Origin of the sequence: Shewanella metallivivens (assembly GCF_028750675.1) — a bacterium.
GTDB lineage: Bacteria > Pseudomonadota > Gammaproteobacteria > Enterobacterales > Shewanellaceae > Shewanella > Shewanella metallivivens.
Genome location: NZ_JAQQPZ010000005.1, coordinates 145,499 through 160,907, shown reverse-complemented (window position 1 = coordinate 160,907; position 15,409 = coordinate 145,499). Strand labels below are relative to the sequence as shown.

10 protein-coding genes and 1 pseudogene are annotated in these 15,409 nt (G+C 40.0%); 7 read left to right on the top strand and 4 right to left on the bottom strand.

The window, feature by feature from the left end:
- Positions 1-79: 79 nt before the first annotated feature.
- Together ltrA and PQR79_RS08780 are read right to left on the bottom strand one after the other, a co-directional pair.
- The gene (ltrA, locus tag PQR79_RS08785) at positions 80-1,420 is read right to left on the bottom strand and encodes a group II intron reverse transcriptase/maturase (RefSeq protein WP_438270812.1); all 1,341 of its coding nucleotides are present in this window, start codon (positions 1,418-1,420) and stop codon (positions 80-82) included.
- A 664-nt stretch (positions 1,421-2,084) separates the two neighbouring features.
- A pseudogene (locus tag PQR79_RS08780) lies at positions 2,085-2,785 on the bottom strand (IS3 family transposase); the annotation flags it as partial.
- Between the two features lie 888 nt (positions 2,786-3,673).
- Here PQR79_RS08780 and PQR79_RS08775 point away from each other — a divergent pair.
- Positions 3,674-5,815, top strand: coding sequence for a putative bifunctional diguanylate cyclase/phosphodiesterase (locus tag PQR79_RS08775; protein WP_238106391.1), 2,142 nt, complete (start codon positions 3,674-3,676; stop codon positions 5,813-5,815).
- A 136-nt stretch (positions 5,816-5,951) separates the two neighbouring features.
- Here the strand turns inward: PQR79_RS08775 and PQR79_RS08770 are convergent, their stop codons facing one another.
- Both PQR79_RS08770 and PQR79_RS08765 read right to left on the bottom strand, forming a co-directional pair.
- Positions 5,952-7,958: a methyl-accepting chemotaxis protein gene (locus PQR79_RS08770; RefSeq protein ID WP_238106390.1), complete on the bottom strand. Its 2,007-nt coding sequence runs from the start codon at positions 7,956-7,958 to the stop codon at positions 5,952-5,954.
- A gap of 513 nt (positions 7,959-8,471) precedes the next feature.
- Complete coding sequence (locus tag PQR79_RS08765; RefSeq protein ID WP_274408450.1) at positions 8,472-9,017, bottom strand: AAA-type ATPase lid domain-containing protein; 546 nt, start codon at positions 9,015-9,017, stop codon at positions 8,472-8,474.
- On the opposite strand from PQR79_RS08765, the gene PQR79_RS20280 reads away from it, so the two are divergent.
- From PQR79_RS20280 to PQR79_RS08735, 6 genes are all read left to right on the top strand, one after another.
- On the top strand, positions 9,012-9,197 hold the full coding sequence (locus PQR79_RS20280; protein WP_368389127.1) for an alpha-hydroxy-acid oxidizing protein: 186 nt from the start codon (positions 9,012-9,014) through the stop codon (positions 9,195-9,197). The two genes, PQR79_RS08765 and PQR79_RS20280, sit on opposite strands and share 6 nt — an antisense overlap.
- On the top strand, positions 9,182-9,367 hold the full coding sequence (locus PQR79_RS08760; RefSeq protein ID WP_274408449.1) for an alpha-hydroxy-acid oxidizing protein: 186 nt from the start codon (positions 9,182-9,184) through the stop codon (positions 9,365-9,367). The genes PQR79_RS20280 and PQR79_RS08760 overlap by 16 nt, the downstream gene beginning before the upstream one ends.
- Entirely contained in the window at positions 9,367-9,690 is a 324-nt protein-coding gene (locus PQR79_RS08755; protein ID WP_238106388.1) for a cytochrome c3 family protein, read from the top strand. The genes PQR79_RS08760 and PQR79_RS08755 overlap by 1 nt, the downstream gene beginning before the upstream one ends.
- 1,633 nt (positions 9,691-11,323) lie before the next feature.
- The gene (locus tag PQR79_RS08745) at positions 11,324-11,683 is read left to right on the top strand and encodes a methyl-accepting chemotaxis protein (RefSeq protein WP_274408448.1); all 360 of its coding nucleotides are present in this window, start codon (positions 11,324-11,326) and stop codon (positions 11,681-11,683) included.
- Between the two features lie 52 nt (positions 11,684-11,735).
- Positions 11,736-11,927 carry a hypothetical protein gene (locus PQR79_RS08740; RefSeq protein WP_238106387.1) on the top strand — a complete coding sequence of 64 codons (192 nt, stop codon included), beginning with the start codon at positions 11,736-11,738 and terminating at the stop codon, positions 11,925-11,927.
- A gap of 70 nt (positions 11,928-11,997) precedes the next feature.
- On the top strand, positions 11,998-15,276 hold the full coding sequence (locus PQR79_RS08735) for a PAS domain S-box protein (protein ID WP_238106386.1): 3,279 nt from the start codon (positions 11,998-12,000) through the stop codon (positions 15,274-15,276).
- The last annotated feature ends 133 nt before the right edge of the window (positions 15,277-15,409 follow it).

The following is a 15,409-nucleotide window of genomic DNA, read 5'->3' as shown; positions in this document are numbered from 1 at the left end:
AGGGTAATTTAGGGCTACTCACTAATCTAAATAGTGACGCGCCACATAAATTTCCACGATTGCTTTTACCAAATAACACCTATGTCGTTGCCTGATTTGGTGTCGGACGTTTGATCCATTTCATCATTAACGATTTAATAGAACAACGATATTTCCTAGCCAACCACTTGGCGAGTTTCCAGAAAATAATACGATCAATTTTGCTGTAAATTTTCGCGGTGTAATCAGTATGTCGATAAAATTGTGCCCACCCCTTAAGTTTACGATTGAGTTGTTCCACTTTGTCTATCTTGCTACAGCTATGATCCCCTGATAAAGCCTGACTCAATGAATGAGAAAATGCTTTGGCTTTACCGTTTGGAATACCAGACACCACTCGCATATTTCCCTTAGGTCCACGCTTTCGAATGATCCTATGTCCGAGAAATATAAAACCGTCATTCACATGTGTAATATGAGTTTTATCCATATTTAACCTGAGTTTCAGCTTACCTTCTAGGAAGTGTCGACATTGGTCCCGAATAGCCTCTGCTTGTTGTTTATTGCCTTTGACAATCACTAGAAAGTCATCAGCATAACGGCAATAAGCAACGGCTGGTTTCCATTGTCTGTTTTCCTCAACCGCAGGTTTTCGCTTGATTTTGATACTGTGGTTCCAGTACCAGCGGTCTTTACGGGCTTTCTTACTCAAGTAACATTTATCCAAATATTGATCGAACTCATTAAGCATTATGTTTGACAATAACGGAGAAATTACACCACCTTGTGGTACGCCTTCGCTGGTTGCACAAAATAGGTTACGTTCAATGTGTCCAGCTTTAATGAAGCACCAAAGCAAATCATTAAATCGACGGCAGTTGATCCGTTTACGAACACATTTCATCAATAATCGATGGTGAACTGTATCAAAATAGCTTGATAGGTCTCCTTCAATTATCCAGCGACCTCTCGGCTCATTGGATTCGGTCATTTGTAGTTTAACCGTACGAATGGCGTGATGGACACTGCGCTCTGGTCTAAAGCCATAGGACAACGAATGAAAATCATTTTCCCATATCGGCTCCATTGCCATGAGCATGGCACGTTGAACTATTCTGTCCCTAAGCGTTGGTATACCTAGAGGACGTAGCTTTCCATTGGTCTTGGGGATATAGATCCGTCTAGCAGGCATCGGTTGATAGTTACCTGACAGCAGATCGTTTCTGATCTCATCAAGATAACCAGCCAAATTAGCCTGTATATGAATCTTTGTTATTCCATCAACACCAGGCGTTTTAGCTCCTTTTGAAGAAAGCGTTACTTCAGCCGCTTGGCGAAGCCAATGCGGGTGACTGATAAGGCGCAGCAATCGATTAACGCGACGCGTTTTATCGGTTGCTGTCCATGTTGCTAATTTACGTTGCTGTTCGCTGATTATCAAAGGTCTTCACCTCATTAAGGTCAGGTAATTTACTTACGCAAATCAATTAAACTGTGTCCCTTCGCCATGTAATGGGCTTTCCCCATCTCAGACTACTACAAACACTCCGCCAGTTTGTTTGTCATCAGGGTCATGCTCCCTTAGCATTCAAAACAAACCTTCCCCGGTTTACCTACCTGAACTCGAACATATTGGGGAGGATGCCGATCGCAGTCTTTGACCTTATCGTGCTGTAAGGTGATGATGCTTAAACGCAGAATTGTGATTTAACGTTTATCCATTAATAAGTAGTTATTTATTACTCATTAATTCGGTAATAATGCCCATACATTTAGCACTATTGCAGCACCATATTACCTATTAATTCGTGTAGGTAATGGCGACGTTTCAGCCCATAGATGCGGGTTAATCGGTTCATGTTCTTCATCCGTCCAATACTTAGTCTAGAGGAGCATCTTGGCTTAACGAATTCGCCTCACTCCCCGTTGTCAGCGAGTTACATCACCTTATCAGCATACGATAAGTCACTGCCGCTCAGACTCAACTATCTGCACAACCAGATAGTGCCATAAACAATGTAGCTCCTGCCGTAGTGTTTATGTATTTCAGATAGACTCGTGGTTCATTAAAGCATTCCATGCTAGTGCTGAACTCCGGGCACACTATACGTAATATCTTGCACCCACGCTTGATTGGCGCTCTGAAAATCAAAATTCTGTGTGAGTTCATTATCGTATATTGGCTTATTGTGTTCACTATTCGTCGTTGCTTTATACTTTTTCTTGTAGCGCACCCAAACGTTTGCCTCTTTCATCAATTGTGCTGTTTTCCTGCGCCCGACAGGATAATCAAGCGTATTTAATGCTTTTTGAATTCGCCTTTCGCCATAGGTATTATCGCTAAACTCAGCAATATTCTTTACCCACTGGAGCAACTCTTGATGCTCTGTATCAACAGACTTTTGTGGTTTTCGCTTTTGATAACTGTAGTAGTTATTGTTTTTTACACCCAACACGCGACACATTACTATCACAGGCCAGATCTTCTTATTTTGGGCAATAAACGTGTATTTTACTTCGTTTCTTTGGCAAAGAAGACCGTCGCTTTTTTTAATATTTCACGCTCCATTTCTAGGCGTTTGACTTGTGCTTTTAGTTGACGAATTTCCTGCTGCTCAGGTGTTAGCTTGCCGTTTCCTCTGAATGCATGACCATCATCATTTTCGGATTCTTTTATCAAGCGACCGAGGAGCTGAGCACTCACTTCTAGATTTCTTGAAGCTTCAGCAATGCTATAATTTTGCTCTCTTACCAGCGCAATGGCATCAAGCTTAAACTCTTTTGAATAGGTTTTACGTTTAGTTATTTCAATCTCCAGTTAAATCAATTATGTCTTAACTGGGTTAGTCGTATCAATTAAACCACGTCAAACCATCGATGATAACGATCCCTATGGAGATAAACGGCATCCAATAACTGAGTCTTGCGTTCATGAGTGAGACCCTCTTTATGGCGCGATAAGTGACGAGATAATGTTAACACATTGTCGATTATTTTGTGATCTGCAATATGGAACCGAATCATTGAAAGACATTGATAATAACTTAAGCGTCTAGCAAACCACACCTAATATTGCAGTGGCTTATTGGCTTCCTTAACCACAACATAACTCGACTTTCCTTAATTTCGGTCGGCATAGAGGCATCAATGATGTTAAACGTTCTTCAAATGCGGGTATTGGTAACCAGAGCGACTAAAGTAAAACTTATCTGGCTTTTGGTCGCTTGGTATTTTTTGACACAAATAGGTTTATGTTGCTGATGATCATGCTATCACGATAATTTCTTGTCGTTACTACTAAAATTAGTTGTATTGTGCCGACGATGAACGATGATGAGTTTGAACCATTCAATGTTTAGGTTTGTTACGAAGACGGTGTATGTATAGAATTTGAAGCAGTAGCACCATGGTTTTCTTCGTTAGGCTGGGCAGCAACTGGTAATACTTCTGATGGAACGGATACTTAATGCGGTGTCAGAAGTGTTGGTTGTGTGTTTTTGCTTGTTAACTATTTGATTTGATTTAATTGATAGTTAGGTCTACCTTACTTTAAAGAATATTGTTTCTTTAATGAAGCCTAACTATTAAAGTATAAACAGTAATAAGTCTATTTTTTGATTTATGAAAGCTAAAAACTCTTATTTATAAAAGGCTAGTTCAAACCATAACTTTTTATCCCAAACAGTAAGAAGCCATGAACAAGAATACGGTAAGCCAAGAGGTTAATGAGTTAGTTTTAGATGCTACCAATGTTGGTGTCTGGGATTGGCGTGTTGAAAATGGTGGTCTTGTTTGTAATGAACGTTGGGCTGAGATTATAGGCTATAGCTTATCGGAGTTAATGCCTGTTGATTACCAAACTTGGCTAGATGTATTACATCCTGATGATTTACCTAAGGCAATTAGGAATTATGATTACCACTGTCAAGGCCAAAGCGAACTTTGTGAGTTAGAAGTTCGTTTGAAACACAAAAGTGGTCATTATGTTTGGGTATTGTCTACAGGCAAAGCTATTTCATGGGATGTTGACGGCAAACCTACACGAATGATTGGTATGCACCAAGAAATTACCTTTCGTAAGAAGCAGGAAGAACTACTTGCAACGACAACTGAGTTATTGAGAGAATCTCAAGAAATAGGCAAGCTAGGTGGTTGGCAACTCAACTTGCACAACAATAACTTAATTTGGACAGATGAAACTTACCGAATTTATGAAACAACCCCGCAAGAATATATTCCTAACGTTGACATCGTAGTAAGTTATTTATTACCCGACTCCCAAAAATTATTATCAGAAGCACTTGATGCTGCTATTCAATTTGGTGAAGAGTATGATTTAGAGCTTGAGACTTATACCACAAAAGGACGCAAAATCGACGTTAGAACGACTTGTAATGTCACTTATGTCGATGGTGTTGTTGAAAAGTTAAGTGGTATATTTCAAGATATTACCGATGCAAAAAAGAATCAACGTAAACTTGAAAAACGCAATCAGGAATTAAAAGAGTTAAATGAGAAGTTAAAGTTTGCAGCAAATTATGATCAGCTTACACATTTGCCGAACAGAAATTTGTTAGCTGATCGAATGCGGCAAGCGATTATCAAAGCGCAGCGGAATAATAAGCAAATAGCTATAGCTTTCTTAGACTTGGATGGTTTTAAAGAGGTAAATGACGCCTATGGTCATGATATAGGGGATGAGTTGCTTTGCCTCGTAACCAATCGGTTTAAAACCGTAATACGAGAAGAAGATACACTTGCCAGGTTTGGCGGAGATGAGTTTGTTTTGATTCTTGATGATTTAAACACTCAGCATCAAGCCAGAGAAGTATTACAGCGAATACTTTCCTCAATCACAGAAAAATTTATTATCGAAAATACGCGGCTTTCTATAACCGTGAGTATTGGAGTGACCTTTTTCCCGCAGGACAATAGTTATGCAGACATACTTATTCGTCATGCTGATCAAGCAATGTATAAGGCTAAAGAGCTAGGGAGAAATTGCATTCATGAATTTGACTTTGAAAATGATGTAGCGATAAAACTACAATATCGAGAGCTAGAATACATAACCCAAGGATTTAGTAATAATGAGTTTTTGTTATTCTATCAACCCAAAATCAATATGGAAACTAATGAAATTGTTGGTTTAGAGGCCTTAATCCGTTGGCAACATCCGGCAGAAGGTCTTTTGCCACCATTTCGCTTTTTGCCGTTCATTGAAGAGGAACCTCTAGCTATTGAGTTAGGTAAATGGGTAATTGACCAGGCAATAAAGCAGCATAACGAATGGCGTGATTTGGGTTTAGTTATACCCATTAGTGTGAATGTTAGTCCATTACAACTTCAACATGAAGATTTCATTGAACAATTAAAAGAAGTCTTATTTCTCAACAATAGTTTTCAAGCAGGTCTGCTTGAATTTGAAATTCTTGAATCCAGTATTATCAAAGATACTCAACACATCGCTGAGGTTATTGATCAATGCAAACAATTAGGGATACGCTTTTCGTTAGATGACTTTGGAACGGGGTATTCATCGTTAAGTTATTTGAGGAAGCTAATGACCGATTCGATAAAAATAGATCAATCCTTTGTTATTGACATGTTAGATGATATGGATGATCAAGCCATTGTAAAAAGTGTCATTGAATTATCGAAGACTTTCGGTCGAACTGTAATCGCGGAGGGAGTCGAAACCAAAGAGCATGGTCGACAATTACTCAAGATGGGATGTCAATTAGCACAAGGTTTCGGAATAGCAAGGCCTATGCCAGCTAGCTCAGTTCCTGAGTGGATCCATTTATGGAAAACATCTTCACCTTGGATTGCCTAGTCGGAGAGTTAACTAAATCGACCACAGGTCCCACCTGTTTGTGTATGAACAGCAATGCCCAGATAAAAATGACTACCTAGTCGTAAAGAAAAAAATGCCGCTCACCTTAAGTGAACGGCATTAGGCATAGTTGTATTTATTTTACTTTAAACACTCCTATTTGACCTTTAATATTCTGGGCTAATAATGTGAGTTCAGTGGCCCCTTTAACTGCTTTTGTTGCACGTTCATCACTGTCAGATGCAAGTGAAGAAATAGTATGAAGACTATTAGAAACCTCATCTGCCACTGTACTTTGTTGTTTTGTTGCTGTTGCGATGCTTGAAGAGAACATCGCCATTTCAGCGATGTTAGCGTTAATCTGACTCAATTGATTGTTAGCGGCATCTCCCTGTACAACAGAAGATAAACCTAACTCTTGGCACTCTTTCATTTGTGACGTAGTGATTTCAACTTGTTTTTGCAACTTATTAATAGTCGAACTGATGATACTGATAGATTCTTGAGTGCGTTTGGCTAACGATCTCACTTCGTCAGCCACCACGGCAAAACCACGTCCTTGTTCTCCTGCTCGGGCCGCTTCAATTGCGGCGTTTAAGGCTAATAGATTTGTTTGTTCAGCAATACTATTAATCACTTCGGTTACTTTACTGATTGCCACACTCTCATGATTTACTCCCTCAATATTCTGTTGAGTTTGTGTGAGTTGCTCACTCAGCGATTGCATTGCAGTGACTACCTGTGTCAATTGTTGGTGCCCATCGTTAGAAGCGTTATCAATTTCTTGTGCTTGTAATGCTCCTTGCCCAGAATTTTCTGCCACATTTTTAATGGAGGCCGACATTTCTTCAATCGCTGTAGCAATGTGTTCGGTTTGAAGAAGTAAAGATTTTGCTTCATCCCCATTAATAGAAGCCACTTGCAAACTGTATTGGGCTTGATCCTCCAAAATCACTACAGATTGTTGCAATGAGTTGATCAGTGAGCACAGATTTGAAGCCATATTACTGATGCTCATTGTGATTTGGTCTACTTCATTTTCACTATCAGGATCACTTAATTCAAAGTGTTGTGATAAGTCACCTTGTCCTAATGTGGCGATTTTTGACTTAAGTTTTTGTAAAGGATTAATGGTGCTCTTGATTACGGTGAATAACAAGGCTGAGATTAAAATGATCCCGATAACAGCTATGAGCAAGTTAAGCTTCAGAATATCCATACTTTCATCATGTAATTCCGCTTCAGGCACTAAACCTGTCATGGTCCAATTCCAACCTAAGATAGGAATGGAGTAAGCAAAAATATTTTTGCCATTAGGAGATGTATAATAAAGAGGTTCTCGATGACTTAAGACTTTTTCAATTGGCAGTCCATAAAATAATGATGGATCAAAGACGGTGTCATTGTGGATATTTTTGTGAACGATAATGTGATTGTCAGAGTTACGGATAATTGCATAGTAGCCTGATTCTTCGAGTGTTTGTTGTTTTATGGCTTGTTGAACGTGAGCCACTGACTCAGTAATATCAAAACCAGTAAATAGAATCGCTATAACCTGACCATTCTCGCTTTTAAGTGGTCGATAGATCGTCATGTAATCTTTGCCAAATAATTTAGCATAACCTTGGTAATCTTCACCCTTTATGAGTCGTTGATATCCTGGATGCCCAGTGCCTAAATTAGTCCCTGTTGCACGTTCACCATCAGCTTTTCTTAATGAGGTTGAAATGCGAGTAAAATCATCTTGGTTGCGTACAAAAATAGTTGCAACACCGCCAGTCAGTTCAGTGTATTTATCAACATTGGTGTTAGATGTGTTAATTTGCTCTGTACCATGCATTAATGATGGGGCAGTAATGTTCGCTATTGAAACCGTTGAGCCATCAAGGTAGAGTCTTTCGGGATACAGTGTTCGGAAAATGTCTGCACTACGTTCAGCTAATGTTAACATGCTGTCATATTGTAATTTAATCAGCTCTGCATTGCTTTGCATTTGAGCACTTATTGCACTTATAGCCTTGTCATTCAACGTTGTTGATGCGGTTTTATAGGAGAAATATGACATTAGGCCAAAAATTAAAATCGAGCAAAGTAAAGCGAGCGACCCGATCTGTTTCGAAATTGGCCAATTCTTATAGCTCATATAATATTATCCCTATTATTGTAAACTGAATACTTTTCAGACAGCATTACGATAAATTTTTCTTAGCAAACATATTGAATATTTAGTTACGCCTAAGCCTTTAGGTTGTTAATGCTATACAGTAAAATTATTCGAAAGGTTTTTTTACTTTTTATCATAAACTTACGCTCTCACAAGTTCTCATACCAAAGATAACACCTTTGTGGATTGGGTATCGTCAAAAATATCTACTGCCAATAGAGGTTTGAAATCGTCTCTAATGGTGATATTTCTTAACCCAAATGCATGTTAAATCAATTGCCTTTGTATATGATTATGCAAGTAAATGATAGACAAATAAATCATTCTGATCACAAAATTAAAAGTCGTGAAGTTGGCTTAAGGTTTTTTGCGTTCGATACCGACCAAGTCTAAGGCATGTAGAGCATTTCAAACTCAAAATTGCGCTGACACGGTACCCGTTTGAGCAAAGCTTACATCCCACCTTATGTAGATTTCCATTTCCAATTAATTTCATTCACTTTTACTTAGGCGACGGCTTAAAGCACTCTGAGTGATACCTAGTAACTTCGCTGCAGCACTTTGATTGTTATTTGTGCGAACTAATGCTTCATGGATGAGCTTTTGCACTACATCATTAATTGTTGGAAGCGTTTCTGGGAACTTTATGTCTTGCTTTACTTGTGAAGGGGATGACTGGTTTAGTGCTTGAAGAAATGGTGTCACCGACAACTCATTACCATAACTAATATGAGCGGCGCTAAAAACCAATGATTTGAGTTCGGTTATATTACCTGGGAAGTCGTAAGATTCTAGTTTTTCAATTAACGTTACAGGAGTTGATAAATACTCCCGCTCAAGTATTTGACAGGCTTGCTCGGTAAAATGTATCAGTAATAAACCTATATCATTTTTTCGGTTACGAAGTGGCGGTAACGAGATCCGTTGGGGTCGTAAAAGGTACAGTAATCCTAAATAGAAGCCCTTAATTTCAAGCTGTTCTAGGGTTTGTTGGCTAGTAAACAATAATCGGCATTTGAACGACTTGATATTGTGCAAGATGTTGGAGCCCCATTTTTTGCAATCGACGTAGACTCTGCTGGGCGGGTGTTGAGCTCTACACCGGCAACAATGCATGTACTCCCATCAATTGTAAAAGCGCTACGAGATCGTGGTTATACAATGCCCATTTTAGTCGACGGTGGTGTTCGTGATGGGGGGATGTGCTCAAAGCTTTAGCTTATGGCGCTCAAGCGGTATTGGTCGGTCGGCCTATGTTGCGAGCAAGTCTGGGTGGTGGAGTCAAAGGGGTGGAGATGCAATTTGCGCGCTTCCATACTGAGCTAGTGTCTAGCATGGTACTAACCGGTGATGCAGATGACCCATCGATTGTGATGCAGGAGGTCTAATGAAGCTTACCACAGCAAACCTTTGTTTATTGCTCGCTGTGGTTGCCTTTGAATTAATTAGTTTTAGTGCAATGGCAACGCCAATTGAAGAGGACCGACAATATGGTGGTGGCGGTAAAGGTGCCGTAACTTTTTCTTCTGAAACTCATGCAAGAAATGGTTTCTACACCTGCGCTGACTGTCATAGTCCTATCGATGGTGAAGCATTATTTGAACCACAAAGATATAACTTTACTTTACAAGGTCATAATAATAAGGAGTTTTGTTGGTCATGTCATGATGGTAAAACTGCAGATCGAGACTGCAAAACTTGTCATTATTAATGTCATTATACCGTAATATCCCTCCAGACATTATATGCTTAATGTCTGGAGGTTCGACAGTTCTACATGCCTATGTAACCATTTCTTCAGTACATAAATGGTAAAATCAGCATCGATATGTTCTTAATTTTTACCAATATTTATAGCTATGCTTCTCTTTGAAAGCATTATAAATTGTGAAAATAGAGTCGCTCTGCTTGAGTGTGATGAGCAATGTAAATTGTTCATCGAGTATGACCTTCCTTCAGAGATTACAATGATATTAGTGTGCGTTTATATTAAAGTTTGATATTTTTTGGCTATTTTGGTGAGGAAGCCGGTTAAGGACTAACACATTTCTGCCCCAAAGTTCAAAGATTACCCATGGAGCCTTCCTTGAGTTGTGACTTCTACTCTTTACAGATGAGCAACCAATTTCATAACTCAGAATTTTAAAAGTAACTAATAGATCTTGTGGTTTAAGCATAACCCTGCTCCGTTGTGTTTTCTGTTCGCGAACAGAAAACGCATTCAAGCTGAAGGTAAAGACTTTTGCAAGAAAATTACGGTAACTGGATAGAATTTCCATGTTGGACCTGATTGTCTAAAGCGATTCTGTCAGATTAGGTAAAGTATGGAAAATGGAGAGTGAGTTGTCGACATGAAGCATCTACTCTAACTGACTTTATGGCAAAAGTGAGTTATGGCAGTGGCTCTTGAGCTGCCGTTATTGATGAGAAAATCTATGGGTAACGTCCGCATTTGCGGCTGGCTTGGATCGCAGCGGAAAACCAGTCCGACAACATGCGAAGTAGATGGATTTGTTGATTGATTTTAATTTGACTGCAAAAGCAGCCAAATTAGTTAAGTTCGGCTATTGACTGGCGGGAGACTCATATGTGTTACATGCGATGCTGATCGACATCCAACTTCTCTCCATTTCTCTCTTTTTGCCTTAATCCAGAAGGCTCTAACTAATTGGCTCTTTAATAGCAATAAGCACTGCTTGATTGAACTATAGGAAACTAAAACTAATCGATAGGGTAGGAATCTACCTTTCAATCTCTGCGGACTTCTTGAGCCACGTCACAAGTTTAGATCTATAAGCAATTAGCATCGATTCGTCGTCGGTCATAATAGCGAGCTCAACAAAGTGGCCAGTGCCATCTAATGAGTCAACCGTGATATGAAACTTGCCAACGAAATAGATACAAAAGCACAAGTTTTAGTCGATTTGAAGGTGGTTCCAAATTGCGACTCTGATCAAACTTATAAAACTTTAAGTGTTAAGTATTAGTTAATTTGTATAGAAGCCTCTATTATTTAAATGTTTTATGCGTTAAAAGTGAATATTCAAATAAACTCCATTCAGAGATTCGATAAGTATATGTTTAGAGATTTACGATTAGGCTTAAAGATAGGTTTTAGTTTTTCAGTTGTTTAATCTTCCTTTCCGTCGTGCTCAGCGTGAGTATTATCGCACTAAAAAAAGCGGATGAAGGCATCACGACATACGAAAGTCTAACCAGAGACACCAATCTAGGAGGGCGTTTGCAGGCAAATATGCTAATGGTTCGTATGAATGTACTGGGCTGCTTCAACACTAAAAATGACACCAGATTAAATCAGTATAAAGTTTATCTAGATAAGATAAATGGTTTCTTGGAGCAGACCAAAAACGTTTGCTGACAGGGTGAATGAGTCTTCTGAAAAGCAGGGGGAAGTCGAACTGGCAACCCTAAATATTGTGAAAATTTTGGATGTTATCCGTGGGGTTGCTGACCAAATTAATTTGCTGGCGCTCAATGCTGCGATTGAAGCGGCACGTGCTGGCGAGCAAGGACGATGCTTTGCTGTCGTGGCCGACGAAGTTCGTTCGCTTGCTCAGCGAACGCAGGGTTCTACCCAAGAAATCCAAATATTGATTGAGCGGCTTCAGGCTGGCACACAAAGCACTGTAGCGGTCATGGTTCAGGGGAAAAATCAAGCGGCAGAGTGTAGAGTAAGCCAATGAGACGGGCCGAGCATTACAGGCCATTACTCACGCTATCAGTGTGATTAATGACATGAATATACAGATTGCAAGTGCATCAGAGGAACAAAGCTCGGTGGAAGAAAGCATTAACGAAAATGTCACTAATGTAAAACGTATCGCAGAAGAACATACGGTCGCTGCAAACCAGACAAGATCTTCAACGGGTGAAATAGCGCATTTATCAGAGCACCTCAAAGAGTTGGTCGAACAATTTAAGATATAACCATTGTTGATTAATAATGAGCGTTTTCTTATATCCATAATTAACAGGCAGGCATACTACAGGAATAAATATGGGTATATTTGACTTGGTTACACCAATGTTATACTGGGTGATAACCATATTATGGTTGGTTATTGTAGGTATCTATCTGGTCAAAATTAGACAATTAAAGGCTGTTGATGGCGCTATCAGCGGTACGCTTATTATTCTATTGGTAATTCTCACCGTTGATGCTTTTAGAACCATCGTTGAGAGTGTCTATTTTGGGCTGTATTTCAATTCATTGTACGGGCTGATACCTAAGGGGATTCACGACCTGCTGTCGCGGCCCGATTTACTTATTATTCCTAAATTTATCAATATTGCTGCAGCCTTACTCATCATCTTGCTTCTCCTTAGGTACTGGTTACCAAAAGAGCTTAAAGAGAATTTTCTCGCGTTTGAAGAGGCTAAAAAAGTCTCACTTAATAACCAAATCTTATACACATCAATTTTTGATGGTATAACTGACGCCTTTTTTTTCGCCGATAAAAACCGCAATATTATTTCAGTCAATCACAGCTTGGAAATTATGCTGGGCTATTCCGCGGATGAGCTTGTGGGAGAAAATGTATCAATTCTTTATAGAAATACTGAAGAGTATGACCAGTATGGTCAAATGTATTTTAATCAAACTGCTGAAGAGAGGGTCAAGCCTTACGAAGCGAATTACCAACGCAAAGATGGCAGTATGGTTGTCGGTGAAACCACACGAATCGTGGTCAAAGATGTTGATGGTCAAATTCAGGGCACTATGGGCTTAATTCGGGATGTAACCGAGCGCAACAAGACCGAGAAGGAATTGCGGACCAGTCAGGAGGCACTCGCTTACCATATTCAAAATACCCCGCTTGGATACATTTCAAGAGATAAAAACTCCAATTGTATTGAAATGAATAAGTCGGCAGAAGCCATATTCGGCTACTCCGAAGATGAAGTCAGAGGGCGTTGTTTATTAGACTTATTGGTACCTGAAGCAATTAGGGGTGATATCGAAAATATCATTCAGCAAATATTACAAAACAATGAAGGATCCATCAATATAAATGAAAACATAACAAAAAATGGTCGCAGGATCATTTGCGAATGGCATGACACGCCAATTGTAAATGAAAACGGTGAGGTCGTTGGTGTTAAATCATTGATCCAAGACATTACTGAAATTAGGCAGCGTCAAATTGCTCTACTGGAAGCTAAGTACAAATTGAGAGTACAAAATCGACGTTATTCTGAAGTACTGTGGGGCGCTAACATCGGAACATGGGAATGGAATGCACTAACAGGTAAAGTCATATTCAATGAACGCTGGGCCGAAATGTTGGGGTATAGCCTTCAAGAGCTTGAACCCATTAGCATCGACACCTGGGAAAAACTACTGCACCCCGATGATGTAAATAAAACCAAAGAAATGTTAATGCGTCACTCCGTTGGCGAGACTGAAACCTTAGAATGCGAGTTCCGAATGCAGCACAAGAATGGTGACTGGATTTGGATACTCGATCGCGGCCGGGTGATACAACGAACCAACGATGGCAAGGCCATCCGGTTGTCTGGCACTCATCAAGATATTACCAAGAGTAAGCAAGCTGAAGAGAAGCTCAAGCTCGCCGCAAGCGTATTCACTTATGCCAGAGAATGTATCACCATCACTGACATTCATGGTGACATCATGGATGTTAATGATGCATTCTGTGCCACCACAGGCTATACGCGTGATGAGGTGATTGGCCAAAACCCGCGGCTTCTTAAGTCTGGACGCCATTCGCGAAAGTTCTATAAACAGATGTGGGGCTCTTTAGAAAAAAATGGCCATTGGACAGGTGAAATCTGGAACAAGCGTAAAAATGGGCAGGTTTATCCCGAGCTGCTCACAATTAGCTCTGTGATTGATAATGCCGGAGTCGTGCAAAACTACGTGGCCCTATTTAATGACATCACGCAGATTAAAGAGCATCAGGAACAATTAGAGCGCATTGCTCATTATGATGCACTAACCCGCCTACCGAACCGGACATTGTTATTAGACCGTCTCAATCAATCCATAAGACATACACGGCGTCAAAAGTCATCGTTGATGGTTGCATTTCTCGATTTAGATGGGTTTAAAGAAGTGAATGATACCTACGGTCATGCGGTTGGTGATGAATTATTAATAGCAGTCTCTACTCAGATGAAAGCAGCTTTACGCAGCGATGATACTCTGGCCCGCGTAGGCGGGGATGAGTTTGTTGCTGTGATGGGAAATGTTGAAACGCTTGAAAGTTGCGAGCCTCTTCTTGAACGACTGTTACTGGCTGCATCAGAGCCGATTGCCATAGATGGAGCAGTGTTAGAAATCTCAGTCAGTATCGGGGTTGCTACTTTCCCACAAGATGGTGTCGATGCCGATCAACTGATACGGATTGCTGATCAAGCCATGTATGTTGCGAAGCAAGAGGGGAAAAACCGATATCGATTGTTTGATTCTGAATATAATACCAACTTGGTCCGTTATCACGAAAAGTTAGAGTTGATACGTATGGCTCTAGATAAAAATGAATTTATTCTTTATTACCAGCCAAAAGTCAACATGAAAACGGGGGCCATCATAGGTGCTGAAGCCTTGATCCGCTGGCAGTCTCCCGGGCGAGGTTTGGTCGGCCCTAATGATTTTTTGCCTGCCATTGAAAATAATGTGCTTAGTATAGAGCTTGGCGAGTGGGTTATTAGCAGTGCTCTAAAGCAAATTAAGCTATGGAACAATTTAGGGCTAGACATTCCTGTCAGTGTTAATATCAGTGCAATTCAATTACAGAGTAAAGATTTTGCAACGCGCTTAGCGCATCTATTAGCAGAATTCCCTGAGGTTTCTCCTCGTTCTTTAGAGTTAGAAGTACTTGAAACCAGCGAGATAGGTGATTTGTTGCAGGTTTCTGAAACTATGCACACCTGTATTGAGTTGGGGGTTACTTTTGCCTTAGATGACTTTGGTACGGGCTACTCTTCGCTGAGTCACCTTAGACGCTTACCGGCGAATTTGATTAAAATAGACCAGTCCTTTATCCGAGATATGTTGATTGACCCAAATGACTTGGTAATTGTCGAGAGCGTTGTGGCGTTATCTAGGTCATTTAAACGTGATGTGATTGCTGAGGGCGTTGAGACAATTGCACACGGTACAGCACTTTTAGAGCTAGGTTGTGAATTGGCGCAGGGCTACGCAATTGCGAGACCAATGATGGCTACGGACATTCCTGACTGGTCCACAAATTGGCACCCTGATGATGCGTGGTTAGATTTATCAACAGTTAACACCAGTGAGAATTTGTAAATGAAATTATTTGTATGGGATAAAAATTATGCAACGAGAGTCGCGGATGTTGACTCTCAACACCAAGAACTTGTGAGCCTTATAAACATTAAAAAGCTTTGGAGCAATAACTTCTTAGAGTGGTCAATCTAAA